We start from the raw sequence: 25,261 nt of genomic DNA on the forward strand, positions 1-25,261 counted from the left end.
CGACGATCCGGACGACTCGCTTCGGGGCATGCCGGCAAGTCTAGGGACGCCGGGCCTCAAGAAAAAGTGACTATATTTGTCCCTGCACATCAAAAACTCTGATGAAGATCGACGCCTTCCGCACCCTCGACGCGGTGGTTCGCGGAGGCAGCTTCGCCGCCGCCGCCCAGGCCATGCACCTGACACCCAGCGCGGTGAGCATGCAGATGAAGCAGCTCGAGCGGTACCTGGGACGCCCGCTTTTCGACCGCTCGGGCCAACAGGTGCGCGCGACGCCGGCCGCGCTGGAACTGGTCGGCACCATGCAGCCTGCGCTGGACGCATTGCAGACCCTGCGCCACCGCACACCGACCCGCGTCGCCGGCCATCTGAAGATCGGCATGATCGAGCTGCTGCAGCCTCTGCTGCTGCCGCCGGCGATCACCCACACCCGGCGCTTTTATCCCGGACTGCAGATCGCGCTGCGGCGCGGAACGAGCATGGAGTTGACGGAGGCGGTTCGCGCCGGCCAGCTGGACGCCGCCCTCGTCGCCCGTCCCGCCAGCGGCGCACCGAGCGGGCTGGAATGGACGCCCCTGGTTCGCTGCGAGCTGGTCTTCATCGCGCCGCCGAACGGGGAGCCGGGGCGCGGCGTCGCGTCCTCAGCGGCGCGCGAACGCGCGCGCCTGCCGGAGCTGATGCGCTCGCTCGACTGGATCCGGTACAACCGCGCCACCACCACCGGCGCGATGGCCACGCGCTTCGTGCGCGGGATGGTTCCGCAGAAGCGCAGCCTGATGGAGCTGGACAGCGCCGCCGCGATCGTCGCGATGGTGCATGCGGGTCTGGGCTTTTCGGTGCTGCAGGTGTTGAATCGCGCGCTGTTCGCGCAGTACCCGGTGCGCGTCATCCCGCTGGGAAAGGACGGCCCGCACTTCGACATCTGCGCCGTTCGGCGTTCCGGCGACGTGAACGACCGGCTGCACCAAGCCTGGACCGAGGCACTGCGGGCGGCTCTGGCCGAGGCCAGGCTGGCCATGCAGCCGGCGGCGCCCCTGATTACTGCAGCGTTTCCTTGAGCGGCGGCGGCAGCGACAACGACAGGAAGGGGACGCCCTCTTCCGCCAGTTCCCGGGCTTCCTCCACGGTGGCCTCACCGCGGATGCTGCGCACCTCGGCATCGCCGTAGTGCATCTTGCGGGCTTCCTCGGCGAAGTTCCGTCCGACATCCTCGGCCTTGGAAAGGGCTTCGCGCATGGTGCGCATCCAGACCGCCTCGGGTGAGTCGTTCGGCGCGTCCGCTGCGGCGGCCTCCGGCGCCTGCGCGGGCTGCGCCTTGGGCTCGGCGGGCGGCTTGGCATTGCTCAGGTTCAACCGCGGCGCCGTCAGCAGCTTGGTGATGGTGGTGTCGCCACACATCGGACAAGACACGAGCCCCCCGGCCATCTGAGTTTCGAATTCGGTATTGGACGCGAACCAGCCCTCGAAGCCATGGCCGTGCGCGCATTGCAGGTTAAGGACCTTCATGGGGCGGATTATCGGCCCCCTGCGACCCCTGCGTGTTGCTTCCAGGCCAAGGTCCAGGCCCCGGACATGACGTTATGCAACCAAAGCGTACACGTCAGGGTTTTCGCATCCGTCACGGTGCCGTCGCGGCACCAGGCCTGGAGCTGTGACGGCGTGGCGGTGCAGACCTCCACGAACTCCTCGTGGTCGAGCTGCTGCTCGCCCTTGGTGAGGCCGCGGGCGAAGTAGATGTGGATGATCTCGGTCGAATAGGCCACCGCGAGGTGCATGGCGCCCGCATGCGCCCATTCGCGGGCGCTGTAGCCGGTTTCCTCCAGCAGCTCACGCTGGCCGCAGTAGAGCGGGTCCTCGCCCTCGTCGAGCTTGCCGGCCGGGAATTCGGTCATCACGCGCTCGATGGGGTAGCGGTACTGGCGCACCATGGCCACCCGCCCATCGTCCAGCAAGGGCACCACCACCACGGCGCCGGGATGCACGATGTACTCGCGCGTGGCGCTCTTGCCGTCCGGCAGGCGGACGGTGTCGCGCCTGGCGTGGAGGAAGTTGCCCTTGAAGAGCAACTCGCTCGCGGTGCCCTCTTCCCTCAGATGTGCGTCGTCCATGTCAGGCATCCCGCCGGGCCGCCCCAAGAGGGGCCTTCGCCCCCTCGGGGGGCGGCGAATACACGAAGTGATGAGTGTGGGGGTCCATGTCAGTTCCTGTGCTTGAGGAGATAGCGCCAAGTGAAGCCCGGGAAGGCCAGCACCAGGAACAGGGCGCCGGTGACGGCGTAGAACTCCCAGCCCTGCGGCGCGATCTGGCCGGCGCGGCGCTCGAAGAGGAGCCCGATGCCCCCGGCCAGGAAATAGAGGATCACCAGTTCCAGCAGCCGCAGTCCCAGGGACTTCTTCGGCCTGGCCCCGAGCGGCACCACGCCGAGCAGGCGCTCGTTCAGGAAAGGCAAATTGGCCGCCAGCAGCGCAACCAGCAAAACCAGCCAGACGGACGCACTCTGCGACACGGCGACGGCGCGGCGCTGGCCCGCTTCAGCCGGCCAGCGTCGCCACGATGGCGTCGGCGCACAGCGCCATCAGGCCGCCCGGCACGATGCCCAGGATCAGGATCAGCGCGCCATTGAGCGTCAGCACCGTGCGCACGTCTCGCGGTGCGGAGACGGTGCTGGCCGTCACAGGCGCGTCGAAGTACATCACCTTGACCACGCGGATGTAGTAGAAGGCGCCGATCAGCGACATCACGACGGCGAACACGGCCAGCGCGATGTACATCCCCTGCCCCGACGCGATCAGCGCCTGGAGCACCGCCAGCTTGGCGTAGAAGCCCACCAGCGGCGGAATGCCGGCCAGCGAGAACATGGCGATCGCCATCACGCCGGCGTACAGCGGGCTGCGCTGGTTGAGGCCGGCCAGGTCGGTGATCTCCTCGCTCTCGAAGCCCTCGCGCGCCAGGAGCAGGATGATGCCGAAGCTCGCCAGCGTGGTCAGCACGTAGGTCACGATGTAGAACATCGCGGCGCTGTAGGCGAACTGGGCGTTGTAGGTGCTGTTGTTGACCACGCCCGCGATCAGGCCCAGCAGCATGAAGCCCATCTGCGAAATGGTCGAGTAGGCCAGCATGCGCTTGAGGTTGGTCTGCGCGATGGCCGCCAGGTTGCCCACCAGCAGCGAGGCGATGGCCAGCAGCGCCAGCATCTGCTGCCAGTCGATGGCCAGCGGGAGCAGCCCTTCCACCAGCAGGCGGATGATGATGGCAAAGGCCGCCAGCTCGGGCGCCGCGCCGATCATCAGGGTGATGGCCGTGGGCGCGCCCTGGTAGACGTCGGGCACCCACATGTGGAACGGCGCCGCGCCGATCTTGAAGGCCAGGCCCGCCACGATGAACACGAGGCCGAACACCAGCACCTGGTGGTTGACCTTGCGGCTGGCAATGGCCTTGAAGACCTCGGTGGTGTCGAGCGAGCCCGTGGCACCGTACATCATCGACAAGCCGTACAGCAGGAAGCCGCTGGCCATGGCGCCGAGAACGAAATACTTCATGGCCGCCTCGCTGGCCACCGCGTTGTCGCGCCGCAGCGCCACCAGCGCGTAGCTCGACAGCGTGAGCAGTTCCAGGCCCAGGTAGATCACCAGGAAGTTGGCGCCGGAGATCATGACGAACATGCCCAGCAGCGCGAACATGCTCATGGTGAACATCTCGCCGCCGCGCAGCATGCCGCGGTCGGCGGCATAGGGCCGGCCGTAGACCAGCGTGACCATCAGCGCCAGGCTGGCGAAGCACTTGAGCCAGTTGCCCATCGAGTCGCTCACCACCATCCCGCCGAAGCCATAGTAGCTCTTGGCGTCGGTGGCCTGCATGCCCGACAGCACGGCCACGACGGCCAGCGTGAGGAGGGTCAGCACGTAGGTGCGCGTGCGATGGGTGTCGGTGGTGGACAGGTCGACCAGTGCGATGATGCAGGCCATGACCAGCAGCACCAGCTCAGGGTAGATCGTCATCCAGCTGAGTTTGTCAATCATCTCGTTCTCGTATCAGGCGGGACTCGGAGTCTGGGACTCGCAGGCTCTCAGGGCAGCTTTGAAATGGCCACGTGGCGCAGCAGCTCGGCCACCGAGGCATTGCTCGCGTCGGTGAAGGGCTTGGGGTACAACCCCATCCACAGCACGGCGATCGCCAGCAAGGCCAGCATCAGGAATTCGCGGGCGTTGATGTCGTCCAGTGCCTTCACGTGGTCGTTGCCCACCGGGCCCAGGTAGACGCGCTTGTACATCCACAGCGTGTAGGCGGCGCCGAAGATCAGCGCGGTGGCGGCCCCCAGGCCCAGCCAGAAGTTGGCCTTGACGGCGCCGATGATCACCATCCACTCGCCGACGAAACCGGCGGTGGCGGGCAGCCCGCAGTTGGCCATGGCGAAGAGCAGCGCGAAGGCAGCGAACTTGGGCATGGTGTTGACCACGCCGCCATAGTCCGCGATCTGGCGCGAGTGCACGCGGTCGTAAAGCACGCCGATGCACAGGAACATGGCGCCGGAGACGAAGCCGTGCGCGATCATCTGGACGATGCCGCCGGACACGCCGAGCTCGTTGAAGATGAAGAAGCCGAGCGTCACGAAGCCCATATGGGCCACCGACGAGTAGGCCACCAGCTTCTTCATGTCCTGCTGGACCAGTGCGACCAGGCCGACGTAGATCACCGCGACCAGCGACAGCGTGATCATGAGCCACGCCCATTCGTGCGCGGCGTCGGGCGCGATGGGCATGGAGAAGCGCAGGAAGCCGTAGGCGCCGAGCTTCAGCATGATCGCCGCCAGCACGGCGGAGCCGCCGGTGGGCGCCTCGACGTGCACGTCCGGCAGCCAGGTATGGACCGGCCACATCGGCACCTTCACCGCGAAAGCCGCGAAGAAGGCGAAGAAGAGCAGGGTCTGCGCGGTGCCCGACAGCGGCAGCTTGTGCCATGTCAGGATGTCGAAGCTGCCACCCGACTTGTTGTACAGGTAGATCAGCGCGACCAGCGTGAGCAGCGAGCCCAGCAGCGTGTAGATGAAGAACTTGAAGGCCGCGTAGATCTTGTTCGGGCCGCCCCAGATGCCGATGATCAGGTACATCGGGATCAGCGTGGCCTCGAAGAAAACGTAGAACAGGATGCCGTCCAGCGCCGAGAAGGTGCCGATCATCAGGCCCGAGAGGATCAGGAAGGCGCCCATGTACTGGTTGACGCGCTCGGTGATCACTTCCCAGGCCGAGATCACCACGATCACCGTGATGAAGGCCGTCAGCAGCACCAGCCACAGCGACAGGCCGTCCAGGCCGACGTGGTAGTGGATGTTGAAACGATCGATCCAGGGTGCCTTCTCGACGAACTGCATCGCGGCGGTGCCATTCTGGAAGCGCGTGAACAGCGGCACCGTGGCCAGGAAGCTCACGATCGAACCGACCAGCGCGATCCAGCGCACGATGCCCGCGTGCTGATCGCGACCGATGGCCAGCAGCACGGCGCCGAACACGATCGGCACCCAGATGGCAAGGCTCAACGTACCCATTTTTATTGTTCTCCCTGCGGCTTATCTGTTGAACCAGACGAAATACGTCATGAGGATGAAGATGCCCAGCAGCATGGCCAGGGCGTAGTGGTAGATGTAGCCGGACTGCATCCAGCGCACCACCCCGGCAATGCGGCCGACCGTCTTCCAGGAACCGTCGACGATGGCGCCGTCGATGATCCCCTGGTCGCCGCCCTTCCACAGGCCGGTGCCCAGGGCGCGCGTACCGCGCGCGAGGACGTGCTCGTTGAACCAGTCCATGTAGTACTTGTTTTCGAGCAGCTTGTAGATCGGGCTGAAGGCGCGCTGGATCGCGGCCGGCAGCGCCGGATTGACGAGGTACATGTACCAGGCCAGCACCACGCCGGCCAGCGCGAGCCAGAACGGCGGCGCGGTGAGGCCGTGCAGGGCCATCGCCATCGGGCCATGGAAGGCCTCGGCCAGTTCCTTCATCGCGTGGTGTCTGGCCGCGTCGACGAAGATCGAGTCCTTGAAGAACTCACCGTAGAGCATCGGCTGGATGGTCAGGTAGCCGATCACCACCGAGGGGATGGCCAGCAGCACCAGCGGCACCCACACCACCCAGGGCGTCTCGTGCGGCTTGTGATCGTGATGATGGTCGTCGTGGCCGTGCCCATGGTCGTCATGGTGCGCGTCGGGGTTCTGGTCGTAGCGCTCCTTGCCGTGGAAGACCAGGAAGTACATGCGGAAGGAGTAGAAGGCCGTGACGAACACGCCGATCAGCACCGCCCAGTAGGCGAAGCCGGCACCCCAGAGGTGGCTTTCATGCACCGCTTCGATGATGCTGTCCTTCGAGTAGAAGCCCGAGAACCAGGGCGTGCCGATCAGCGCCAGCGAACCCAGCAGCGAAGTGATCCAGGTGATGGGCATGTACTTGCGCACGCCGCCCATCCAGCGGATGTCCTGGTTGTGGTGCATGCCGATGATCACCGAGCCGGCACCCAGGAACAGCAGCGCCTTGAAGAAGGCATGGGTCATCAGGTGGAAGACGGCGACCGAGTAGGCCGAGGCGCCCAGCGCCACCGTCATGTAGCCCAGCTGAGACAGCGTGGAATACGCGACCACGCGCTTGATATCGTTCTGGATGATGCCCAGGAAGCCCATGAAGAGCGCCGTGATGGCGCCGATCACTAGCACGAAGCTCAGGGCCGTGTCGCTCAGTTCGAAGAGCGGCGACATGCGCGTCACCATGAAGATGCCGGCGGTCACCATGGTGGCCGCGTGGATCAGCGCCGAGATCGGGGTCGGGCCTTCCATCGAGTCGGGCAGCCACACGTGCAGCGGAAACTGGGCGCTCTTGCCCATGGCGCCGATGAACAGGCAGATGCAGATCACGGTGATCAGCATCCAGTCGGTGCCGGGGAAGCTCAGCCTGGCCAGCTCGCCGCTCCTGGCGAAGGCCTCGCCATAGTTCAGCGTGCCGGCGTAGGCGGCGATGAGGCCGATGCCGAGGATGAAGCCGAAGTCGCCCACGCGGTTGACCAGGAAGGCCTTCAGGTTGGCGAAGATGGCGGTCGGCTTGTTGTACCAGAAGCCGATGAGCAGATAGGACACCAGGCCCACGGCCTCCCAGCCGAAGAAGAGCTGGAGCATGTTGTTGCTCATCACCAGCATCAGCATGGAGAAGGTGAAGAGCGAGATGTAGGCGAAGAAGCGGTTGTAGCCCTCGTCCTCTTCCATGTAGCCGATGGTGTAGATGTGCACCATCAGCGAGACGAAGGTCACGACGCACATCATCATGGCGGTGAGGCCATCGATGAGGAAGCCGACCTCCATCTTGAGGCCGCCGACCACCATCCATTCGTAGATGGTCTCGTTGAAGCGGGCGCCGTCGAGCGCCACGCTCTTGAGCGTCATGGCCGAGATCACGAAGGCGATGAACACGCCCAGGATGGTCAGCGAATGCGAGGCAGCGCGGCCGATGCGGTTGCCGCCGAACTTGGTGCCGAGGATGCCGGCGAGCACGGAGCCGACAAGCGGTGCCAGGGGAACCGCGAGCAGCGCGGATGCAGAGAGAGTTGCGCTCATATGGTTCTTCTATTCAACAGCCTAATAAGCCACGGCACTGACCAAGTCGGGGGCAGCCGCGGAACCGGCTCTGCCGGGCCGCTGGCTGCGCCCCCTGGAGGGGGTTGGCGAAGCGACACGAAGTGCGCGAAGACTGGGGGTGTTCATCCTTTTAGCGCATTCAATTCGTCGACGTTGATGTTCGACTTGTTGCGGAAGAGCAGCACCAGGAGGGCCAGTCCGATCGCCGATTCGGCCGCGGCCACGGTCAGGATGAAGAACACGAAGATCTGGCCGTGCATGTCGCCCAGGAAGTACGAGAAGGCGACGAAGTTGACGTTGACCGCCAGCAGCATCAGCTCGATGCACATCAGCAGCACGATCAGGTTCTTGCGGTTCAGGAAGATGCCGATCACCGACAGCGCGAAGAGCATCGCGCCGAGCGAGAGGAAATGTCCGAGCGTGAGGGTCATGCCTTGGTCTCCCCGGCAGCGGCCGATTCCTCGACCGCGGGTTGGGCTGCCCGGGTGACAGGCATCTGCACGATGCGGACGCGGTCGCGCGCCTTCACGCGGACCTGGTCGGCCGGATTGACGTACTTGCTGTCCTTGCGCGTACGCAGCGTGAGCGCGATGGCGGCGACGATGGCCACCAGCAGAATGACGGCGGCGATCTCCAGCGGGTAGAGGTACTCGGTGTAGAGCAGTTTGCCCAGCTCCATCGTGTTGGAGGTTTCCGGACCGCTGGCCATCGGCTGGCGCGGCTCGGCCAGGCGGAAGCCGCCCATCAGCACCGCGGCCATTTCGAGCGCGATCAAGGCGCCGACAGCGGCCGCCAGGGGGAAGTGCTTCCAGAAGCCCTGCCGCAGCGCGTCGACGTTGATGTCGAGCATCATGACGACGAACAGGAACAGCACCATCACCGCGCCGACGTAAACGAGCACCAGCGAGATCGCGAGGAACTCGGCACGCAGCAGCAGCCAGATGGCAGAGGCCTGGAAGAAGGCGAGCACCAGGTACAAGGCCGCATACACGGGGTTGCGCGAGGTGATGACGCGGAAGGCCGCGAACAGCAGCACCGCGGCGAACAGGTAGAACAGACCGCTCTTGACGTCCATGATCGGTTTCGATTTATTCGGGGGATCGGGCCGGTCCGCGTCAGCGGTACTTGGCGTCGGCCGCCTTGTTGGCGGCGATTTCTTTTTCGTAGCGGTCGCCCACGGCCAGCAGCATGTCCTTGGTGAAGTACAGGTCGCCGCGCTTTTCGCCGTGGTACTCGAGGATGTGGGTCTCGACGATGGAGTCGACCGGACAGCTCTCTTCGCAGAAACCGCAGAAGATGCACTTGGTGAGGTCGATGTCGTAGCGCGTCGTGCGGCGGGAGCCGTCGTCGCGCACATCCGATTCGATGGTGATCGCCAGCGCCGGGCAGACGGCCTCGCAGAGCTTGCAGGCGATGCAGCGCTCTTCGCCGTTTTCATAGCGGCGCAGGGCATGCAGGCCGCGGAAGCGCGGCGACAGCGGCGTCTTCTCTTCGGGGAACTGCACCGTGATCTTGCGGCTGAAGGCGTATTTGCCGGTGATGGCCAGGCCCTTGAACAGTTCGACCAGCATGAAGCTGGACAGGAAGTCCTTGAGCGAGAACGGCGCGTTGGTCGTGACAGTGTTCGCAGCCATGGCGATTACTTCCAGATGTTGAACGGGGTCTGCATCCAGACGCCGACCACCACCAGCCACACCAGCGTGACCGGAATGAAGATCTTCCAGCCCAGACGCATGATCTGGTCGTAGCGGAAGCGGGGGAAGGTCGAACGGACCCACAGGAACATGGTGACCACGGCGAAGGTCTTGAGGCCGAGCCAGATCCAGCCCGGGATGAAGCCGAGGAACTCGAAGGGAGGCAGCCAGCCGCCTAGGAAGAGGATCACCGTGAGGATCGAGACGAGCCACATGTTGGCGTACTCGGCCAGGAAGAACATGGCGAAGCTCATGCCCGAGTACTCGATCATGTGGCCGGCGACGATTTCCGACTCGCCTTCCACCACGTCGAAGGGGTGGCGGTTGGTCTCGGCCAGACCGGAGATGAAGTAGACCAGGAAGATCGGCAGGAGCGGCAGCCAGTTCCAGGACAGGAAGCCCACGCCCATGGACGCGAAGATGCCCTTGCCCTGCCCTGCCACGATGTCGCTCATGTTGAGGCTGGCGGAGACCATCAGCACCACCACGAAGGCGAAGCCCATGGCGATTTCGTAGCTCACCATCTGGGCCGAGGCGCGCAGCGCGCCCAGGAAGGCGTACTTCGAGTTCGAAGCCCAGCCGGCGATGATCACGCCGTACACCTCGAGGGAGGTGATGGCCATGACGAAGAGCAGGCCGGCGTTGATGTTCGCCAGCGCAACGTCGGGGCCAAAGGGAATGACTGCCCAGGCGGCCAGGGCCGGCATGATCGTCATGATCGGGCCCAGCAGGAACAGGCCCTTGTTGGCGACCGTCGGGAGAATGATTTCCTTGGTCAGCAGCTTCAATGCGTCGGCAATGGGCTGCAGGAGGCCCAGCGGCCCGATGCGGTTGGGCCCGATGCGGATCTGCGTGAAGCCGATCGCCTTGCGCTCCCACAGCGTGAGGTAGGCGACGGCGCCCATCAGGGGCAGCACCACGACCACGATCTTGATGAGGGTCCAGATGACGGGCCAGGCGATCGCGGTCCACCAGGGGGCCGCGATCAGGCCGAGGCCGAAGCCGTGCAGGGCGTCGATCATGCGAACACCTCCTGCGCGGCACGTGCATCGGCAGTGAGCTGAAGCGAGGGCGCGCGGCGCACGATCGAATCGAGCTGGTAAATGCTGGCGACGGCCGGCGCAGGCGCGTCGGTGCGGCGCTCGCCATCGGCACGCGCAGTGGTGGCGTTGCTGAACCTGTCCGCCGGGAGCAGGCCGGCAGGCAGGCCGATGTCGGCCTGCACCTCGCTCACGGTTTCGAACGAGAAGCCCTGCAGGCCCAGCAGGTTGGCCAGCACGCGCAGCACCTTCCAGGCCGGGCGGGCTTCGCCCAGCGGCTTCACCACGGCGTGGAAGCTCTGCACCCGGCCTTCGGCGTTCACGAAGGTGCCGGGGGTCTCGGAGAAGGGCGCGATGGGCAGCAGCACGTCGCTGAAGTCCAGGTTGGCCTTGAAGGGGCTCAGCGTCACGACCATCTGGGCGTGCGCGAGGGCATCGGCGGCGGCGCTGCCGGCGGCCGAGTCGAAGACGGGTTCGGTGTTGAGCAGCAGCGCGGCCTTGAGCGCGCCGTTGAGCATCTGGCCCGCATGGAGCCCGCCTTCGCCGGGCAGCGCACCGACGAGTTGCGCGCCCACGGTGTTGGCGGCCTCGGTCAGGTAGCCGACGGTGGCGCCGGTCTGCGCACCCAGCCAGTTGGCCAGCGCCAGCAGCGCACCGGCTTCGGCGTGGTGGGCTGCGGCGTTGCCCAGCAGGATGGCCTTGCGTTCGCCACTCAGAAGGGAGGCGGCGATGGCCTTCGCCGCATCGCCGGGCTCGGTCGAACGGGCGACAGGGGCGGCGACACCGGTGCTCGCGGCCACGGCCGCAGCGATCCCGGCCAGCGCATCCACCCAGCCCTGGGCCGGAACGCGGAGCGCGGAGGCCACCGGCATCGCCCAAGCCTCGTCATCTGCCAGCAGTTCTGCCGAGGTCAGCGCATTGAGCGCGGCGCCCTTGCGCACCGCCTGGCGGATGCGCTGCGCAAACAAGGGATGGTCCTTGCGCAGGTTGCTACCGACCACCAGCACGCGCTGAAGGTTCGAAAGCGAAGCGATGGAGGTGCCGAGCCAGCGCACGCCCTCGGGGGCCGCGAACTCGGCATGGCGCAGGCGGTGATCGATGTTGGTGCTGCCCAGGCTCTGAAGCAGCAGCTTGGCCAGGTGCAGTTCTTCGAGCGTGCTGTGCGGGCTGACGAGCGCACCGATGCTGTGGGCACCGTGGTCGGCCTTGATCTGCTTGAGACCGTTGGCCACGTACTCGAGCGCGGTCTGCCAGTCGACCTGCTGCCACTGGCCGCCCTGCTTGAGCATGGGCTGCGTGAGACGCTCGGGACCGTTCAGGGCCTCGTACGAGAAGCGATCGCGGTCGGCGATCCAGCACTCGTTGACGTCTTCGTTCTCCAGCGGCACCACGCGCATCACGCGGTTGTTCTTGACCTGGACGATCAGGTTGGCGCCGGTGGAGTCGTGCGGGCTGACCGACTTGCGGCGCGACAGCTCCCAGGTGCGGGCGCTGTAGCGGAAAGGCTTGCTGGTCAGCGCGCCGACCGGGCAGATGTCGATCATGTTGCCCGAGAGTTCGGAGTCCACCGAGCCGCCGACGAAGGTCTCGATCTCGGAATGCTCGCCGCGGTGGGACATGCCCAGTTCCATGATGCCGGCGACTTCCTGGCCGAAGCGCACGCAGCGGGTGCAGTGGATGCAGCGGCTCATCTCTTCCATGCTGATGAGCGGACCGACGTCCTTGTGGAACACCACGCGCTTTTCTTCCTCGTAGCGCGAGGAGGAACCGCCGTAGCCCACGGCCAGATCCTGCAGCTGGCACTCGCCGCCCTGGTCGCAGATGGGGCAGTCCAGCGGGTGGTTGATCAGGAGGAACTCCATCACCGACTGCTGAGCCTTGACGGCCTTGTCGCTCTTGGTGCGGACGATCATGCCCTGCGTCACCGGCGTGGCGCAGGCCGGCATGGGTTTGGGCGCCTTTTCGACGTCGACCAGGCACATGCGGCAGTTGGCCGCGATGCTGAGCTTCTTGTGGTAACAGAAGTGCGGGATGTAGGTGCCGGCCTTGTCGGCGGCATGCATCACCATGCTGCCTTCGGTCACTTCGACCTTCTTGCCGTCGAGTTCGATTTCAACCATGTTTTGTTTCTCGTCAGGCCTTCGCAGGTGCCTTCGGGACATAGCCCGGGATCAAGGCCTCGAACTCGTGGCGGAAGTGCTTGATCATGGCCCGCACCGGCATCGCTGCCGCGTCGCCCAGCGCGCAAATGGTGCGACCCTGGATGTTGTCCGCCACGGAGTTCAGCAGATCCATGTCGCTGGCCTTGCCGTGGCCATTGTGGATGCGGTCGACCACGCGCCACAGCCAGCCCGTGCCTTCGCGGCAGGGGGTGCACTGGCCGCAGGACTCGTGCATGTAGAAGTAGGAGAGGCGCTTGAGCGACTCGACCATCGAGCGGCTGTCGTCCATGACGATGACCGCGCCCGAACCCAGCATGGAGCCGGCCTTGGCGATGGAGTCGTAGTCCATCGTGCATTCCATCATGATGGAGGCCGGCAGCACCGGCGCCGACGATCCGCCCGGGATCACGGCCTTGAGCTGGCGGCCCTTGCGCACGCCGCCGGCGAGTTCGAGCAGCTTCGAGAAGGGCGTGCCCATCGGCACTTCGTAGTTGCCGGGCAGTTCGACGTCGCCGCTGACCGAGTAGATCTTGGTGCCGCCGTTGTTCGGCTTGCCGCACTCCAGGTAGGCCACGCCACCGTTGTTGATGATCCACGGCACGGCCGCGAAGGTCTCGGTGTTGTTGATCGTGGTGGGCTTGCCGTACAGGCCGAAGCTCGCGGGAAACGGCGGCTTGAAGCGCGGCTGGCCCTTCTTTCCCTCCAGCGATTCGAGCAGCGCGGTTTCCTCGCCGCAGATGTAGGCGCCGAAGCCGTGCGCCGCATGCAGCTGGAAGTCGAAGCCGCTGCCCAGGATCTTGTCGCCCAGGTAGCCTGCCGCCCTCGCCTCTTCCAGCGCTTCCTCGAAGCGCTGGTAGGTCTCGAAGATCTCGCCGTGGATGTAGTTGTAGCCCACGCTGATACCCATCGCGTAGGCGGCGATCGCCATGCCCTCGATCACGATGTGGGGGTTGAACTGCAGGATGTCGCGGTCCTTGCAGGTGCCGGGCTCGCCTTCGTCGGAGTTGCAGACCAGGTACTTCTGTCCCGGGAACTGGCGCGGCATGAAGCTCCACTTCAGGCCGGTCGGAAAGCCCGCGCCGCCGCGGCCGCGCAGACCGGAAGTCTTGACTTCGGCGATCACCTGCTCGGGCGTGAGGCCTTCGCTCAGGATCTTGCGCAGCGCCTTGTAGCCGCCACGCGCCTCGTAGTCGGCCAGGCGCCAGTTGGTGCCGTCCAGGCCCGCGTAGATCTGGGGCTCGATGTGGCGGTTGTGGAAGCAGGTCTGGACGCCGGTGGCCCGGAACTGCGAAAGAACTTGCTCGGGCGTCATCATTGCGCACCCTCCGGCTTCGCACTGCGCAGGCCATCGACGAGCTGGTCGAGCTTCTCGTTGCTCATGAAGCTGCACATGGTCCGGTCGTTGACCAGCATCACGGGCGAATCGGCGCAGGCGCCCAGGCACTCGCTCTGCTGCAGCGTGAACATGCCGTCGGGCGTCGTCTCGCCCATCTTGATGCCCAGCTTCTTCTCGAGGTGCGCCAGCGCCACGGCGCCGTCGCGCAGCTGGCACGGCAGGTTGGTGCAGACGTTCAGCTTGTAGCGGCCTACGGGCTGCTGGTTGTACATGTTGTAGAAGGTCGTGACCTCATGCACCGCAATCGGCGCCATGCCGAGGTAGGCGGCGATCTCGCGCTCGCGCTGGGTGCTGACGAAACCCTCTTCCTTCTGGACGATGGAGAGGCAGGCCATCACGGCCGACTGCTTGCCGGCCGGCGGGTACTTGGCGACTTCTCGCGCGAAGAGGTCCAGGATGGCGGCCGACAGCGGCGGCTGTGTGGCCTGGTGGCTCTGGAGTGTGTCGGGAGTCATGCGTTCGCTCACCTGTCGATTTCGCCGAATACGATGTCCATGGTGCCGATCACCGCAACCGCGTCGGCAATCATGTGGCCGCGCGACATTTCGTCGAGCGCGGCCAGGTGCGGGAAGCCGGGGGCACGGATCTTCAGGCGGTAGGGCTTGTTGGCGCCGTCGCTCACGAGATAGATGCCGAACTCGCCCTTCGGGTGCTCGACGGCGGCATAGGCCTCGCCCTCGGGCACGTGGAAGCCCTCGGTGAAGAGCTTGAAATGGTGGATCAATTCCTCCATGTTCGCCTTCATCGATTCGCGCGAGGGCGCGGCCACCTTGTGGTTGTCGGTGATCACCGGGCCCGGATTGGCGCGCAGCCAGGCCGAGCACTGCTGGATGATCCGGTTGGCCTGGCGCATCTCCTCGACGCGCACCAGGTAGCGGTCGTAGCAGTCACCGGTCTTGCCCACGGGCACGTCGAATTCCATGCGGTCGTAGACGTCGTAGGGCTGCTTCTTGCGCAGGTCCCATTCGACGCCGGAGCCGCGCAGCATGGGGCCGGTGAAGCCGAGATTGAGCGCACGCTCGGGCGAGACCACGCCGATGCCGACGGTACGCTGCTTCCAGATGCGGTTGTCGGTGAGCAGCGTCTCGTACTCGTCGACCATTGTCGGGAAGCGCCTGCAGAAGTCGTCGATGAAGTCCAGCAGCGAGCCCTGGCGGTTCTCGTTGAGCTTCTCGATCGCCTTGGCGTTCTTGATCTTGCTGACCTTGTACTGCGGCATCGCATCCGGCAGGTCACGGTAGACGCCGCCCGGACGGAAGTAGGCAGCGTGCATGCGCGCGCCGGACACCGCCTCGTACATGTCGAACAGGTCCTCGCGCTCGCGGAAGCAGTAGATGAGCATGTTCATCGCACCGCAGTCCAGACCGTGCGCACCCAGCCAGAGCAGGTGGTTCAGCAGTCGCGTGATCTCGGCGAACATGACTCGGATGTACTGGGCGCGCAGCGGCACTTCCAGCCCGAGCAGCCGCTCGATGGCCAGGCAGTACGCATGCTCGTTGCTCATCATCGAGACGTAGTCCAGCCGGTCCATGTAGGGCAGCGACTGGATGTAGGTGCGCGTCTCGGCCAGCTTTTCGGTGGCACGGTGCAACAGGCCGATGTGCGGGTCCGCGCGCTGGATGACCTCCCCATCGAGCTCGAGCACCAGGCGCAGCACGCCGTGTGCCGCGGGGTGCTGGGGGCCGAAGTTGAGCGTGTAGTTCTTGATTTCCGCCATGTCAGTGCAGTCCGCCGCCGTAGTTGTCTTCGCGAATCACGCGCGGGGTGATCTCACGCGGCTCGATGGTCACAGGCTGGTAGATCACGCGCTTCTGCTCCGGATCGAAGCGCATCTCGACGTGGCCGGAGACGGGGAAATCCTTGCGGAATGGATGGCCGATGAAGCCGTAGTCGGTGAGAATTCTCCGAAGATCATCGTGTCCCTCGAACACGATGCCGTAGAGGTCGAAGGCCTCGCGCTCGAACCAGCCCGCGGAGCTCCAGACGCCCGTCAGCGAATCGATCACCGGAAGGTCCTCGCTGGGTGCGAAGACCTTGAGCCGGACGCGCTGGTTGAGGCTCACCGACAGCAGGTGCGAGACCACGCCAAAGCGTTCGCCTTCCCACTCGCCCTCGCGGTAGCTGGAATAGTCCATGCCGCAGAGGTCGATCAATTGCTCGAAGCGGCAGCCCGGCGCATCGCGCAGCAGGCGCGCGGCCTCGAGGTAGTCGGCCGCCGCCACGATGACGGTCACCTCGCCAAGCGCGACGGTCACGCTCTTGGCCTTGCCGCCGAGCGTCTCGGTGATCTGGGCCTGCAGTGCCTCGGGAGAAATCGCAAAGTCGGTCATCGTCTCGTCAAGCCTTGCAGGCCAGTCGGGGAACACCGCGGAGCCGGCTTTGCCGGGCCGCTGGCGCTGCCCCCGGTGGAGGGGTCGGCGAACCACATGAGGTGGGGGAGCCTGGGGGAGAGCTTCATTTCAGGCACGCGCAATGGTGTTCGTGCGGCGAATCTTCTGCTGCAGCTGGATGATCCCGTACAGCAGCGCCTCCGCTGTGGGTGGGCAACCAGGAACGTAAACGTCGACTGGCACGATGCGGTCGCAACCGCGCACCACCGAATAGCTGTAGTGGTAGTAGCCGCCGCCGTTGGCACAGGAGCCCATCGAGAGCACCCAGCGCGGCTCGGGCATCTGGTCATACACCTTGCGCAGCGCAGGCGCCATCTTGTTGCACAACGTGCCTGCCACGATCATCAGATCGGACTGGCGCGGACTCGGGCGGAACAGCATGCCGAAACGGTCGATGTCGTAGCGGGCAGCGCCCGCGTGCATCATTTCCACGGCACAGCAGGCCAGACCGAAAGTCATCGGCCAGAGCGACCCCGTCTTGGCCCAGTTCACCACCGAATCGTAGGTCGTGGTGACGAAGCCTTCCTTCATGACGCCTTCAATGGCCATTGTTCGGATTCCTTGTCATTCCCAGTCGAGCGCACCCTTTTTCCATTCGTAGACGAAGCCCACGACGAGGATGGCGAGAAAAATCATCATGGCCCAGAAGCCGACCGGACCGATCTGCTTGAGGGCGATCGCCCACGGAAAGAGAAAGGCGATCTCGAGGTCGAAAAGAATGAAAAGAATCGCCACGAGGTAGTAGCGCACGTCGAACTTCATGCGCGCGTCTTCGAAGGCCTCGAAGCCGCATTCGTAGGGCGAATTCTTTTGGGTGTCGGGCCGGTGGGGGCCGAGGATGTATCCGAGAACCTGAGGTGCTACGCCGACACCGACTCCGACCAGGATGAACAACAGGACGGGGAGGTAGGTTTCGAGGTTCATCGGGGGTCTTTTACCGCTTGTCGCCGACAGGAGGGCGAAGACTCCTGTCGGCGAGATTTGGTGCCGTCGGCGAGACTCGAACTCGCACAGCTTTCGCCACTACCCCCTCAAGATAGCGTGTCTACCAATTTCACCACGACGGCGGTTTTGTATGTCCGGATGGCATGAGGAGCCTGAAGAGGTTTTGGCTTTCCGGACAGCTTTAGAGTTTACCCTGAAATGAGGTCGTTTTCGCCGGGTGCAGAAGCGAAAACGACTGACGCGTTCACTTCGTGGGGATCTGCCCGGCGCCCGATGCGGGAGCGGCTGGCGCAGCCGGCGCAGGCACGCTGTTGGCCGGCGCAGCGGGTGCATTGCCGGTCGGGATCTGCGAGGCGGGGCTCGGCGCGGCAGGCGCGGGAGCGGGCGCGGGGGCCGAGGCACCGATCGCGGCGCGCTCGATCAGGCTCCCGCCGGCGGTGGGCCGGCTGTGGCTGAAGTAGGCCAGCAAAAGGGTACAGGCGAAGAACACCGCCGCCAGCACGGCCGTGCTGCGCGACAGGAAGTTCGCGCTGCCACTGGCACCGAAGAGGCTGCCGGCGCTGCCGCTGCCGAAGGCCGCGCCCATGTCGGCGCCCTTGCCGTGCTGGATCAGGATCAGGCCGATCATCGCGAGCGCCGAAACCATCTGCACGCCTACGAGGATGTTGAAGACCACGTTCATTGTTCTTGCTCCGGGATGCTTTGGAGACCGGGCCCGTCAGCGGGCCGCGGCGATGATCTGCAGGAAGTCGGGGGCCTTCAGGGAGGCGCCGCCGATGAGGCCGCCGTCGATGTCCGGCTGAACCAGCAGCTCGGCGGCGTTGGTGGCATTCATGCTGCCGCCGTAGAGGATGCGGATGCCTGCGGCATGTTCGTTCGCTGCATGGTGCAATTGCGCGCGCAGCACCGAATGCACTGCCTGCGCCTGCTCCGGCGTGGCGGTCTTGCCGGTGCCGATGGCCCAGACCGGCTCGTAAGCGACCACGATCTCGCTGATGCAATGGCCGTTGACATGGATCACCGCGGCGAGCTGGCGCTTGACCACCTCCTCCGTGCGGCCGCCCTCGCGCTCGGCCAGCGTCTCGCCCACGCAGACGATGGGGGTGATGCCGTTGCGCAGCGCCTCGGCGGTCTTGGCCGCCACGGTCTCGTCGCTCTCGCCGTGGTACTGGCGACGCTCCGAGTGGCCGACGATCGCGTAGCGCACGCCGAAGTCCTTCAGCATGGCAGCCGACTGCTCGCCGGTGAAGGCACCCTGCGCATGAGCCGACACGTCCTGCGCGCCCAGCGCGATCGGCGAACCGGCCACCAGTTGCTGCACCTGCGACAGGTACGGCGCCGGCACGCACACCGCGACCTCGCAGGCCGGCGTGCCGATGCCTTGGCGCAGTGCGGTCACCAGGGCTTCGTTGGCAGCCAGGCTTCCGTTCATCTTCCAGTTGCCGGCGATGAGTTTCTTTTTCGTGGTCATGCTGTCGTCGTTCACCAGGTCAGCACGATCTTGCCGATGTGCTGGTTCGATTCCATGAGGGTGTGGGCCTGCGCAGCACCGGTGGGCTCGCCACCGGCAGCGAAGACGCTGTGGATGACGGGCTTGACGGCGCCGCTCTCGAGCAGCGGCCACACCTTCTCGCGCAGCGACTTCGCGATCGCGCCCTTGAAGGCGACCGGCCGCGGCCGCAGGGTGGAGCCGGTGATGGTCAAGCGGCGGCGCAGCACCAGGCCCGCGTTGACTTCGGTCTTGGTCCCGCCTTGTACCGCGATGATCACCAGACGGCCATCCTCGGCCAGGCACTGGATCTCGCGCGCCACGTAGTCGCCGGCCACCATGTCGAGGATCACGTCGACGCCCTTGCCGCCGGTCAGCCGCTTGGCTTCCTCGGCGAAATCGGCCGTCCTGTAGTTGATGGCATGGTCGGCGCCGAGCTTGAGGCAGGCGTCGCATTTGTCGTCACTGCCTGCGGTCGCGATCACGGTCGCGCCGAAGGCCTTGCCGAGTTGGATCGCGGTGACGCCGATGCCGCTGGTGCCGCCCTGGACCAGCAGGGTTTCGCCCTTCTGCAGTCGGCCGCGGTCGAAAACGTTGCTCCACACGGTGAAGAAGGTCTCGGGCAGCGAAGCCGCCTCGGCATCGCTCCAACCCTTGGGCACCGGCAGGCACTGCGCCACCGGTGCCACGCAAAGTTCCGCATAGCCGCCGCCGGCGATCAGCGCACACACGCGGTCGCCGACCGCAAAGCCGGCTTCCTTCATGGCCGCGGCGTCGCCCGAGACGATCTCACCCGCGACCTCGAGGCCCGGCAGGTCCGAGGCGCCCGGCGGCACCGGGTAGTTGCCGGTGCGCTGCAGAACGTCGGGCCGGTTGACGCCGCTGGCGGCCACGCGGATCAGCAGTTCGCCGGCGCCGGCCACCGGCGCCGGCCGCTCGGCCTGGCGCAGCACCTCGGGCGCGCCGAAGGAAGTGATTTCAATGGCTTTCATGCATCTCTCGGCTGAGCGCCCATCCTCACGAACGGGCGCAGGTTGCAATGACGACAAAGGCGCCAGCGCCCTCGCCTCTCAAGCCTGGCGGTCGCCGCCGGCAGGCTCTTGCGGACGTGCGTCCTGCTCGACCGCCACAGCCTGCTCGCCGGAAGCCTCGGCAACGTGGTCGGCACGCGGCGCGCGCTCACCGCGAGGCGGGCGGTCGGCACGCTCGCGGCGTTCGCCGCGCTCCTCACGCGGGGGACGGTCGTTGAATTCCATGCCGGCCGGACGCTCGGCCAGCGCCTTCATGGACAGCTTGACGCGACCCTTGTCGTCGGTCTCGAGCACCTTGACCTTCACGATCTGGCCTTCGCTCAGGTAATCCGTGACCTTCTCGACACGCTCGTGCGCAATCTGGCTGATGTGCAGCAGGCCGTCCTTGCCGGGAAGCAGGTTGATCAGGGCGCCGAAGTCAAGGATCTTGGTGACCGGGCCCTCGTACACCTTGCCGATCTCGACTTCCGCCGTGATCTGCTCGATGCGCTTCTTGGCCTCGTCCGCCTTGGCTGGATCGGTGGAGGCGATGGTGATGGTGCCGTCTTCGTCGATGTTGATCTGCGTGCCGGTTTCTTCGGTCAGCGCGCGGATCACCGAGCCGCCCTTGCCGATGACGTCGCGGATCTTCTCGGGATTGATCTTCATCGTGAACAGGCGCGGCGCGAAGCTGGACACCTCGGCCTTGGCTTCGCCCATCGCTTCCTGCATCTTGCCCAGGATGTGCATGCGCGCTTCCTTGGCCTGCGCCAGTGCGACCTGCATGATTTCCTTGGTGATGCCCTGGATCTTGATGTCCATCTGCAGCGCGGTGATGCCGTTGGTCGTGCCGGCCACCTTGAAGTCCATGTCGCCCAGATGGTCCTCGTCACCGAGGATGTCGGTCAGCACCGCGAAGCGGTTGTCTTCCTTGATCAGGCCCATGGCGATGCCGGCCACGTGCGCCTTCATGGGCACGCCGGCGTCCATCATCGAAAGGCAGCCGCCACAGACGGAGGCCATCGACGAGGAGCCATTGGACTCGGTGATTTCCGAGACCACGCGGATGGTGTAGGGAAACTCTTCCTTGCTCGGCAGGCAGGCCACGAGGGCACGCTTGGCCAGGCGGCCATGGCCCACTTCGCGGCGCTTGGTCGAGCCCATCCGACCCACTTCGCCGGTCGCGAAGGGAGGCATGTTGTAGTGGAACAGGAAGCGGTCTTCGTATTCGCCCGCCAGCGCGTCGATGCGCTGTGCGTCGCGTTCGGTGCCCAGGGTGGTCACGACCATCGCCTGCGTCTCGCCGCGGGTGAACAGCGCCGAGCCGTGAGTGCGGGGCAGCACGCCGTTGCGGATCTCGATGGGCCGCACGGTGCGGGTGTCGCGACCGTCGATGCGCGGCTCGCCCGCGAGGATCTGGCTGCGCACGATCTTCGATTCGATGGCGAACAGCAGGTCGCTGACCTTGCCGGCATCGAAGGCTTCGCCACTTTCCTTGAGCGACTCCATCACGCTGGCGTTGGCTTCACGCAGGGCCTGCGTGCGCGCCTGCTTGCTGCGGATCTGGTAGGCGGCGCGCAACTTTTCCTCGGCCAGGCCCTTGACCTTGGCGACGAAAGCTTCGTCTTCCGCCGGCGGCTGCCAGTCCCACACCGGCTTGCCGGCGTCACGCACCAGCTCGTGGATCGCGTTGATCGCGATGCCGGCCTGCTCATGGCCGAACACCACACCGCCGAGCATGACTTCCTCGCTCAGTTGCAAGGCTTCGGACTCGACCATCAGCACGGCCGCTTCGGTACCGGCCACGACCAGGTCCATCTGCGAGTCCTTGCGCGCGGTCTGGCCCGGGTTCAGCACGTACTGGCCGTTGATGTAGCCCACGCGGGCGGCACCGATCGGGCCGTTGAAGGGAATGCCGGAGATGGACAGCGCGGCGCTCACGCCGATCATGGCGGCGATGTCCGCGTCGACCTCGGGGTTCAGCGACAGGGTGTGAACCACCACGTGCACTTCGTTCAGGAAGCCCTCGGGGAAGAGCGGGCGGATCGGGCGGTCGATCAGGCGCGAGGTCAGGGTCTCGAGCTCGCTGGGCTTGGCTTCGCGCTTGAAGAAGCTGCCGGGGATCTTGCCCGCGGCGTAGGTCTTCTCGATGTAATCGACCGTCAGAGGGAAGAAGTCCTGGCCCGGCTTGGCGGTCTTCGAAGCGACCACGGTGGCAAGCACCACGGTACCTTCGATGTCGACGAGCACGGCGCCGGTGGCCTGGCGAGCGATTTCGCCGGTTTCCATGACGACGGTCTTGCCGCCCCATTGGAAGGTCTTGCTGACTTTGTTGAAGAGGCTCATGTCTTGCTCCTGTTTTTGTTGACGGGTGGCCCTGCAGTCGTCCGCAGGCTCCGCCGGAGGAGAGCGCCTTCAGAACACGATGCCATTCCAGGGAAGCTCGGCGTCAAGCTTCATTGGAATGACACAGCTTCGCTCTGTATGGCACTCCTGGATGATTCGCGAACAAAAAACGCCTGAGCTAGCGGACTAACCCAGGCGTTTCTTCATGCAAATCGGTTTACTTGCGCAGACCCAGCTTGGCGATCAGCGCAGCGTAGCGGTTGACGTCCTTGGACTTGAGGTAGTCCAGGAGCTTGCGGCGGCGGCTCACCAGGCGCAGCAGGCCGCGGCGACCATGGTGGTCCTTGGCATGCGTCTTGAAGTGCGGGGTGAGTTCGTTGATACGGGCGGTCAGCAGTGCGACCTGCACTTCGGGACTGCCGGTGTCGTTGGCACCGCGGGCGTTGTCCTTGACGACTTCGGCCTTGATGGAGGCTGCGATCATTGGGTGATTTCCTTGTTCCGGGATGTTTGACTTGCGGCGGGCACTGGAACTGAGCCCGCCGTGCGCCTTGCGGCATGCAAAGCCTTGGGATTATACATAGCCGCCCCCGCGCCGCCCGGGCCGGGGATTCAGGCGCGCGAGATCGAAGCCAGCCAGGCGCGCAGCCGCTCGACGCCCTGCGACAGGCGATCGAGGTCCTTCGAGGCGAAGCACCAGCGCAACCAGCCCTGCGCCTCGGGCGCGAAGGCGTTGCCCGGCGCCAGGCCGAGACCGGCTTCGGCCACCAGGCGCTTGGCGAGCGCCAGCGAATCGTCGAAACCCTCCAGCCGGAAGAAGGCGTACATGCCGCCGCGCGCCGGCGCGACCTGGACCCCGGGCAGTGCCGCCAGCAAGGGCACCAGGCGATCGCGGCAGGCCTTCAGGTGCGAGACCACCCGAGGGGTGACCTCGTGGCTCAGCTCCAGCGCGGCGATGCCCGCGCGCTGGGTGAACACGCTGGTACAGGAGGTGTTGAACTCGATCAGCTTGCCCATCGCATCGACCAGGGCCGGCGGAAGCACCAGCCAGCCCAGGCGCCAGCCGGTCATGAGGAAGCTCTTGGAGAAGCTGTGGACCACCACCAGCCGGTCGTCCGGTGCCGACAGATCCAGGAAGCTGGGTGCGCAGCCGTTGGCCGAGGGCTCGTAGTAGAGCCGCTCGTAGACCTCGTCGGCCAGGATCCACGTCCCGGTGCGCCGGCAATGCCCGAGGATGGCCTGCTGCTCCTCGCTGGTGAGCGTCCAGCCGGTCGGGTTGTTCGGTGCGTTGATGACCAGCAGCTTCGTGGCCGGCGTCACCGCCGCGCGAAGGGCGTCCAGGTCGAGCGTCCACTGCCCCGCCGTCGGCACCAGCGGCACGCCGCGCACCCGCGCGCCCAGGATGGCCGGCTGGGCCGTCAGGTTGGGCCACACCGGCGTGACCGCGACCACCTCGTCGCCCGCATCCACCAGCGCCTGGACCGCCAGCATCAGCGCGCTCACGCCGCCGGAAGTCACGGCGATGCGCCCCGCATCGACGGCGGGATGCAATTCGCTCATGTAGCGCGCGATGGCCTCGCGCAACTCGGCCAGCCCGAGGTTGTGGGCGTAAAAAGTCTCGCCACGCTGCAGGGATTCGATCGCCGCCTGGCGGATCGGCTCCGGCGTCACTTCGTCGCCCTCGCCGAACCAGAAGGCCAGCACGTCGGACCGGCCCATCCCGGCATTGGCGACCTCACGGATCTTGGAGGCTTCGAGGTTCCGGATGCCTTCGCGCATGCAGTGTCTTTCAGGGGCTCGATCAGGGGCGCTGCATTCTGCAGCTGGTGGGCATCTCGGCACGCTCGGCGGGAATGGTCCGCACCACGCGGAACCCGTAGCCGGAACCTTCGACGTCGAACTTCACGCCAGGGCTGCCCTGCCGGTCCATTACCCCGACGACAAGGGATTGCTGGAACTGGTGATCCGCCGCGCGCATGCGGCCGCCCTGCCCCGCCAGGCTGACCTCGGCTTTTTCCAGCGCGCGCGCCACCGCCACGGCGTCGGTGCTGCCGGCACGCTCCAGGGCCTGCGCCAGCGCCTCGACCAGGAGTTGCATCCGCATGTGCACGTAGTCGTCGGCCGGCTTGGGGAAGCGCTCGCGGAAGGCCCGGTAGAACGCCTCCGACTCGCGCGTCTGCACGTTGGGCAGCCAGTCGGCCACGGCGATCACGCGGCCGATGCCGGCGTCGCCGATCGCGGCCGGCGCGCCCAGGGCATTGCCATAAAAAGTGTAGAAGCTGCCGGTGAAGCCGGCCTCGCGCGCCGCCTTCACCAACAGCGTGAGGTCGTTCCCCCAGTTGCCGGTGACGACGGCCTGCGCACCGCTGGCCAGGATCTTGCTCGCGTAGGGCGCGAAATCCTTCACCCGACCCATGGGGTGCAGCTCCTCGCCGACGATCTGCACGTCAGGCCGCAATTGGGCGAGCTGGCGCTTCGACTCGCGCAGCACCGCCTGGCCGAAGCTGTAGTCCTGCCCGATCAGGTAGGCGCGCTTGAGCGAGGCATCGCTCTTCATGACTTCCATGAGCGCCGTCACGCGCATGTCCGCATGCGCATCGAAGCGGAAGTGCCAGAAGCTGCAGCGTTCGTTGGTGAGCGCCGGGTCGACTGCGGAGTAGTTGAGATAGAGCACCCGCCGCGCGATGTCGCGCTCGTTGTTCTTCTCGATGGCATCCACCAGCGCCGCGGCAGTGGCCGACGAATTGCCCTGCAAGACGATACGCGCGCCGTCGTCGATCGCCGCACGCAGCGCGGACAAGGCCTCCTCGTTCTGGCCCTTGCTGTCGTAACGGTCCAGCTGGAGGAAGCGGGCACCACCCGGCAGCTTGATGCCACCGCGCGCATTCACGCGCTCCACCGCCCACAGCAGGTTGCGGAACACGGCCTCGCCCGTGTTGGCGAAGGGCCCGCTCATGCTCTCGATCAGCGCCAGCCGGATCGGCGCCACGGTCTGCGCATGCACGGCCGGCCAGGCCGCGGCACATAGCACCGAGGCCGCGAATTTCAAGGCGTGGCGACGGCAAATAAAGCTGGATGAATGCATCTTGAAAGGCCTCCCGCCGCGCCAAGATGGTTGGCAAGCGGCACTCTGACAGGCCGCGCAGTGTAAGGGACGCACATTCCTCGTCCCCATTG

Annotated in this window: 25 protein-coding genes and 1 tRNA gene; 1 reads left to right on the forward strand and 25 read right to left on the reverse strand. The window is 65.8% G+C overall.

From position 1 onward, the window contains the following. The first annotated feature begins 101 nt into the window (after positions 1 to 101). The gene (locus ABEA07_RS04095; protein ID WP_345536055.1) at positions 102 to 1,058 is read left to right on the forward strand and encodes a LysR family transcriptional regulator; all 957 of its coding nucleotides are present in this window, start codon (positions 102 to 104) and stop codon (positions 1,056 to 1,058) included. Here the strand turns inward: ABEA07_RS04095 and ABEA07_RS04100 are convergent. From ABEA07_RS04100 to ABEA07_RS04220, 25 genes are all read right to left on the reverse strand, one after another. Beyond that, positions 1,039 to 1,506, reverse strand: coding sequence for a DUF1178 family protein (locus tag ABEA07_RS04100; protein ID WP_345536057.1), 468 nt, complete (start codon positions 1,504 to 1,506; stop codon positions 1,039 to 1,041). The genes ABEA07_RS04095 and ABEA07_RS04100 overlap by 20 nt on opposite strands. 8 nt (positions 1,507 to 1,514) lie before the next feature. Beyond that, positions 1,515 to 2,117 carry an NUDIX domain-containing protein gene (locus ABEA07_RS04105; RefSeq protein WP_425584073.1) on the reverse strand — a complete coding sequence of 201 codons (603 nt, stop codon included), beginning with the start codon at positions 2,115 to 2,117 and terminating at the stop codon, positions 1,515 to 1,517. An 80-nt stretch (positions 2,118 to 2,197) separates the two neighbouring features. After that, positions 2,198 to 2,506 carry a DUF2818 family protein gene (locus ABEA07_RS04110; RefSeq protein ID WP_345536061.1) on the reverse strand — a complete coding sequence of 103 codons (309 nt, stop codon included), beginning with the start codon at positions 2,504 to 2,506 and terminating at the stop codon, positions 2,198 to 2,200. A 25-nt stretch (positions 2,507 to 2,531) separates the two neighbouring features. After that, positions 2,532 to 4,019 (reverse strand): NADH-quinone oxidoreductase subunit NuoN, encoded by a 1,488-nt coding sequence (gene nuoN / locus ABEA07_RS04115; RefSeq protein ID WP_345536062.1) that lies wholly within the window; start codon positions 4,017 to 4,019, stop codon positions 2,532 to 2,534. A 47-nt stretch (positions 4,020 to 4,066) separates the two neighbouring features. After that, positions 4,067 to 5,542, reverse strand: coding sequence for an NADH-quinone oxidoreductase subunit M (locus tag ABEA07_RS04120; protein ID WP_345536063.1), 1,476 nt, complete (start codon positions 5,540 to 5,542; stop codon positions 4,067 to 4,069). A gap of 21 nt (positions 5,543 to 5,563) precedes the next feature. Continuing rightward, a complete protein-coding gene (gene nuoL / locus ABEA07_RS04125) occupies positions 5,564 to 7,591 on the reverse strand; it encodes an NADH-quinone oxidoreductase subunit L (protein ID WP_345536064.1) in 2,028 nt (675 codons plus the stop codon). A 143-nt stretch (positions 7,592 to 7,734) separates the two neighbouring features. After that, a complete protein-coding gene (nuoK, locus tag ABEA07_RS04130; RefSeq protein WP_086922746.1) occupies positions 7,735 to 8,043 on the reverse strand; it encodes an NADH-quinone oxidoreductase subunit NuoK in 309 nt (102 codons plus the stop codon). Further along, positions 8,040 to 8,687, reverse strand: a complete 648-nt coding sequence (locus tag ABEA07_RS04135) for an NADH-quinone oxidoreductase subunit J (protein WP_345536065.1) — start codon at positions 8,685 to 8,687, stop codon at positions 8,040 to 8,042. The genes nuoK and ABEA07_RS04135 overlap by 4 nt, the downstream gene beginning before the upstream one ends. Positions 8,688 to 8,727: 40 nt before the next feature. After that, the gene (gene nuoI / locus ABEA07_RS04140) at positions 8,728 to 9,246 is read right to left on the reverse strand and encodes an NADH-quinone oxidoreductase subunit NuoI (protein ID WP_345536066.1); all 519 of its coding nucleotides are present in this window, start codon (positions 9,244 to 9,246) and stop codon (positions 8,728 to 8,730) included. A 5-nt stretch (positions 9,247 to 9,251) separates the two neighbouring features. Continuing rightward, a complete protein-coding gene (gene nuoH, locus ABEA07_RS04145) occupies positions 9,252 to 10,328 on the reverse strand; it encodes an NADH-quinone oxidoreductase subunit NuoH (protein ID WP_345536068.1) in 1,077 nt (358 codons plus the stop codon). Further along, a complete protein-coding gene (nuoG, locus tag ABEA07_RS04150) occupies positions 10,325 to 12,466 on the reverse strand; it encodes an NADH-quinone oxidoreductase subunit NuoG (RefSeq protein WP_345536069.1) in 2,142 nt (713 codons plus the stop codon). Before nuoG ends, nuoH begins: the two co-directional genes overlap by 4 nt. A gap of 13 nt (positions 12,467 to 12,479) precedes the next feature. Next, entirely contained in the window at positions 12,480 to 13,820 is a 1,341-nt protein-coding gene (nuoF, locus tag ABEA07_RS04155; protein WP_345536293.1) for an NADH-quinone oxidoreductase subunit NuoF, read from the reverse strand. After that, on the reverse strand, positions 13,820 to 14,359 hold the full coding sequence (locus ABEA07_RS04160; RefSeq protein WP_345536070.1) for an NADH-quinone oxidoreductase subunit NuoE family protein: 540 nt from the start codon (positions 14,357 to 14,359) through the stop codon (positions 13,820 to 13,822). The genes nuoF and ABEA07_RS04160 overlap by 1 nt, the downstream gene beginning before the upstream one ends. An 8-nt stretch (positions 14,360 to 14,367) precedes the next feature. Continuing rightward, positions 14,368 to 15,621: an NADH-quinone oxidoreductase subunit D gene (locus ABEA07_RS04165; RefSeq protein ID WP_345536071.1), complete on the reverse strand. Its 1,254-nt coding sequence runs from the start codon at positions 15,619 to 15,621 to the stop codon at positions 14,368 to 14,370. A 1-nt stretch (position 15,622) separates the two neighbouring features. Next, positions 15,623 to 16,234 carry an NADH-quinone oxidoreductase subunit C gene (locus tag ABEA07_RS04170; protein WP_345536072.1) on the reverse strand — a complete coding sequence of 204 codons (612 nt, stop codon included), beginning with the start codon at positions 16,232 to 16,234 and terminating at the stop codon, positions 15,623 to 15,625. 129 nt (positions 16,235 to 16,363) lie between these two features. Beyond that, a complete protein-coding gene (locus ABEA07_RS04175; protein WP_021008163.1) occupies positions 16,364 to 16,843 on the reverse strand; it encodes a NuoB/complex I 20 kDa subunit family protein in 480 nt (159 codons plus the stop codon). A 15-nt stretch (positions 16,844 to 16,858) separates the two neighbouring features. Next, positions 16,859 to 17,218, reverse strand: coding sequence for an NADH-quinone oxidoreductase subunit A (locus ABEA07_RS04180; protein WP_345536075.1), 360 nt, complete (start codon positions 17,216 to 17,218; stop codon positions 16,859 to 16,861). A gap of 58 nt (positions 17,219 to 17,276) precedes the next feature. Further along, positions 17,277 to 17,361 (reverse strand) — tRNA-Leu (locus tag ABEA07_RS04185). Positions 17,362 to 17,483: 122 nt separating this feature from the next. Then, positions 17,484 to 17,921 carry a preprotein translocase subunit SecG gene (gene secG / locus ABEA07_RS04190; protein ID WP_345536076.1) on the reverse strand — a complete coding sequence of 146 codons (438 nt, stop codon included), beginning with the start codon at positions 17,919 to 17,921 and terminating at the stop codon, positions 17,484 to 17,486. A gap of 36 nt (positions 17,922 to 17,957) precedes the next feature. Beyond that, entirely contained in the window at positions 17,958 to 18,710 is a 753-nt protein-coding gene (gene tpiA / locus ABEA07_RS04195) for a triose-phosphate isomerase (protein ID WP_345536078.1), read from the reverse strand. 11 nt (positions 18,711 to 18,721) lie between these two features. Next, positions 18,722 to 19,720 (reverse strand): NAD(P)H-quinone oxidoreductase, encoded by a 999-nt coding sequence (locus tag ABEA07_RS04200; RefSeq protein WP_345536079.1) that lies wholly within the window; start codon positions 19,718 to 19,720, stop codon positions 18,722 to 18,724. A gap of 78 nt (positions 19,721 to 19,798) precedes the next feature. Continuing rightward, entirely contained in the window at positions 19,799 to 22,084 is a 2,286-nt protein-coding gene (gene pnp, locus ABEA07_RS04205) for a polyribonucleotide nucleotidyltransferase (protein WP_345536081.1), read from the reverse strand. Positions 22,085 to 22,301: 217 nt separating this feature from the next. After that, positions 22,302 to 22,568, reverse strand: coding sequence for a 30S ribosomal protein S15 (gene rpsO / locus ABEA07_RS04210; RefSeq protein WP_345536082.1), 267 nt, complete (start codon positions 22,566 to 22,568; stop codon positions 22,302 to 22,304). Between the two features lie 128 nt (positions 22,569 to 22,696). Continuing rightward, on the reverse strand, positions 22,697 to 23,863 hold the full coding sequence (locus tag ABEA07_RS04215; RefSeq protein WP_345536083.1) for a pyridoxal phosphate-dependent aminotransferase: 1,167 nt from the start codon (positions 23,861 to 23,863) through the stop codon (positions 22,697 to 22,699). A gap of 22 nt (positions 23,864 to 23,885) precedes the next feature. Further along, a complete protein-coding gene (locus tag ABEA07_RS04220; RefSeq protein ID WP_345536084.1) occupies positions 23,886 to 25,169 on the reverse strand; it encodes a branched-chain amino acid ABC transporter substrate-binding protein in 1,284 nt (427 codons plus the stop codon). Positions 25,170 to 25,261 lie beyond the last annotated feature (92 nt).

Source organism: Variovorax defluvii (assembly GCF_039541515.1).
Classification (GTDB): Bacteria; Pseudomonadota; Gammaproteobacteria; order Burkholderiales; family Burkholderiaceae_C; genus Variovorax; species Variovorax defluvii.

Excerpts from the sequence above, each read along its gene's own strand:
- pnp (WP_345536081.1), bottom strand. The coding sequence starts at position 22,084 with ATGAGCCTCTTCAACAAAGTCAGCAAGACCTTCCAATGGGGCGGCAAG.
- nuoN (WP_345536062.1), bottom strand. The coding sequence starts at position 4,019 with ATGATTGACAAACTCAGCTGGATGACGATCTACCCTGAGCTGGTGCTG.
- ABEA07_RS04100 (WP_345536057.1), bottom strand. The coding sequence starts at position 1,506 with ATGAAGGTCCTTAACCTGCAATGCGCGCACGGCCATGGCTTCGAGGGC.
- nuoL (WP_345536064.1), bottom strand. The coding sequence starts at position 7,591 with ATGAGCGCAACTCTCTCTGCATCCGCGCTGCTCGCGGTTCCCCTGGCA.
- ABEA07_RS04175 (WP_021008163.1), bottom strand. The coding sequence starts at position 16,843 with ATGGCCATTGAAGGCGTCATGAAGGAAGGCTTCGTCACCACGACCTAC.
- ABEA07_RS04170 (WP_345536072.1), bottom strand. The coding sequence starts at position 16,234 with ATGACCGACTTTGCGATTTCTCCCGAGGCACTGCAGGCCCAGATCACC.
- nuoI (WP_345536066.1), bottom strand. The coding sequence starts at position 9,246 with ATGGCTGCGAACACTGTCACGACCAACGCGCCGTTCTCGCTCAAGGAC.
- ABEA07_RS04180 (WP_345536075.1), bottom strand. The coding sequence starts at position 17,218 with ATGAACCTCGAAACCTACCTCCCCGTCCTGTTGTTCATCCTGGTCGGA.
- ABEA07_RS04120 (WP_345536063.1), bottom strand. The coding sequence starts at position 5,542 with ATGGGTACGTTGAGCCTTGCCATCTGGGTGCCGATCGTGTTCGGCGCC.
- ABEA07_RS04095 (WP_345536055.1), top strand. The coding sequence starts at position 102 with ATGAAGATCGACGCCTTCCGCACCCTCGACGCGGTGGTTCGCGGAGGC.
- ABEA07_RS04165 (WP_345536071.1), bottom strand. The coding sequence starts at position 15,621 with ATGGCGGAAATCAAGAACTACACGCTCAACTTCGGCCCCCAGCACCCC.
- nuoG (WP_345536069.1), bottom strand. The coding sequence starts at position 12,466 with ATGGTTGAAATCGAACTCGACGGCAAGAAGGTCGAAGTGACCGAAGGC.
- tpiA (WP_345536078.1), bottom strand. The coding sequence starts at position 18,710 with ATGACCACGAAAAAGAAACTCATCGCCGGCAACTGGAAGATGAACGGA.
- ABEA07_RS04220 (WP_345536084.1), bottom strand. The coding sequence starts at position 25,169 with ATGCATTCATCCAGCTTTATTTGCCGTCGCCACGCCTTGAAATTCGCG.
- ABEA07_RS04200 (WP_345536079.1), bottom strand. The coding sequence starts at position 19,720 with ATGAAAGCCATTGAAATCACTTCCTTCGGCGCGCCCGAGGTGCTGCGC.
- nuoK (WP_086922746.1), bottom strand. The coding sequence starts at position 8,043 with ATGACCCTCACGCTCGGACATTTCCTCTCGCTCGGCGCGATGCTCTTC.
- ABEA07_RS04160 (WP_345536070.1), bottom strand. The coding sequence starts at position 14,359 with ATGACTCCCGACACACTCCAGAGCCACCAGGCCACACAGCCGCCGCTG.
- nuoH (WP_345536068.1), bottom strand. The coding sequence starts at position 10,328 with ATGATCGACGCCCTGCACGGCTTCGGCCTCGGCCTGATCGCGGCCCCC.
- ABEA07_RS04105 (WP_425584073.1), bottom strand. The coding sequence starts at position 2,117 with ATGCCTGACATGGACGACGCACATCTGAGGGAAGAGGGCACCGCGAGC.
- secG (WP_345536076.1), bottom strand. The coding sequence starts at position 17,921 with ATGAACGTGGTCTTCAACATCCTCGTAGGCGTGCAGATGGTTTCGGCG.
- nuoF (WP_345536293.1), bottom strand. The coding sequence starts at position 13,820 with ATGACGCCCGAGCAAGTTCTTTCGCAGTTCCGGGCCACCGGCGTCCAG.
- ABEA07_RS04215 (WP_345536083.1), bottom strand. The coding sequence starts at position 23,863 with ATGCGCGAAGGCATCCGGAACCTCGAAGCCTCCAAGATCCGTGAGGTC.
- rpsO (WP_345536082.1), bottom strand. The coding sequence starts at position 22,568 with ATGATCGCAGCCTCCATCAAGGCCGAAGTCGTCAAGGACAACGCCCGC.
- ABEA07_RS04135 (WP_345536065.1), bottom strand. The coding sequence starts at position 8,687 with ATGGACGTCAAGAGCGGTCTGTTCTACCTGTTCGCCGCGGTGCTGCTG.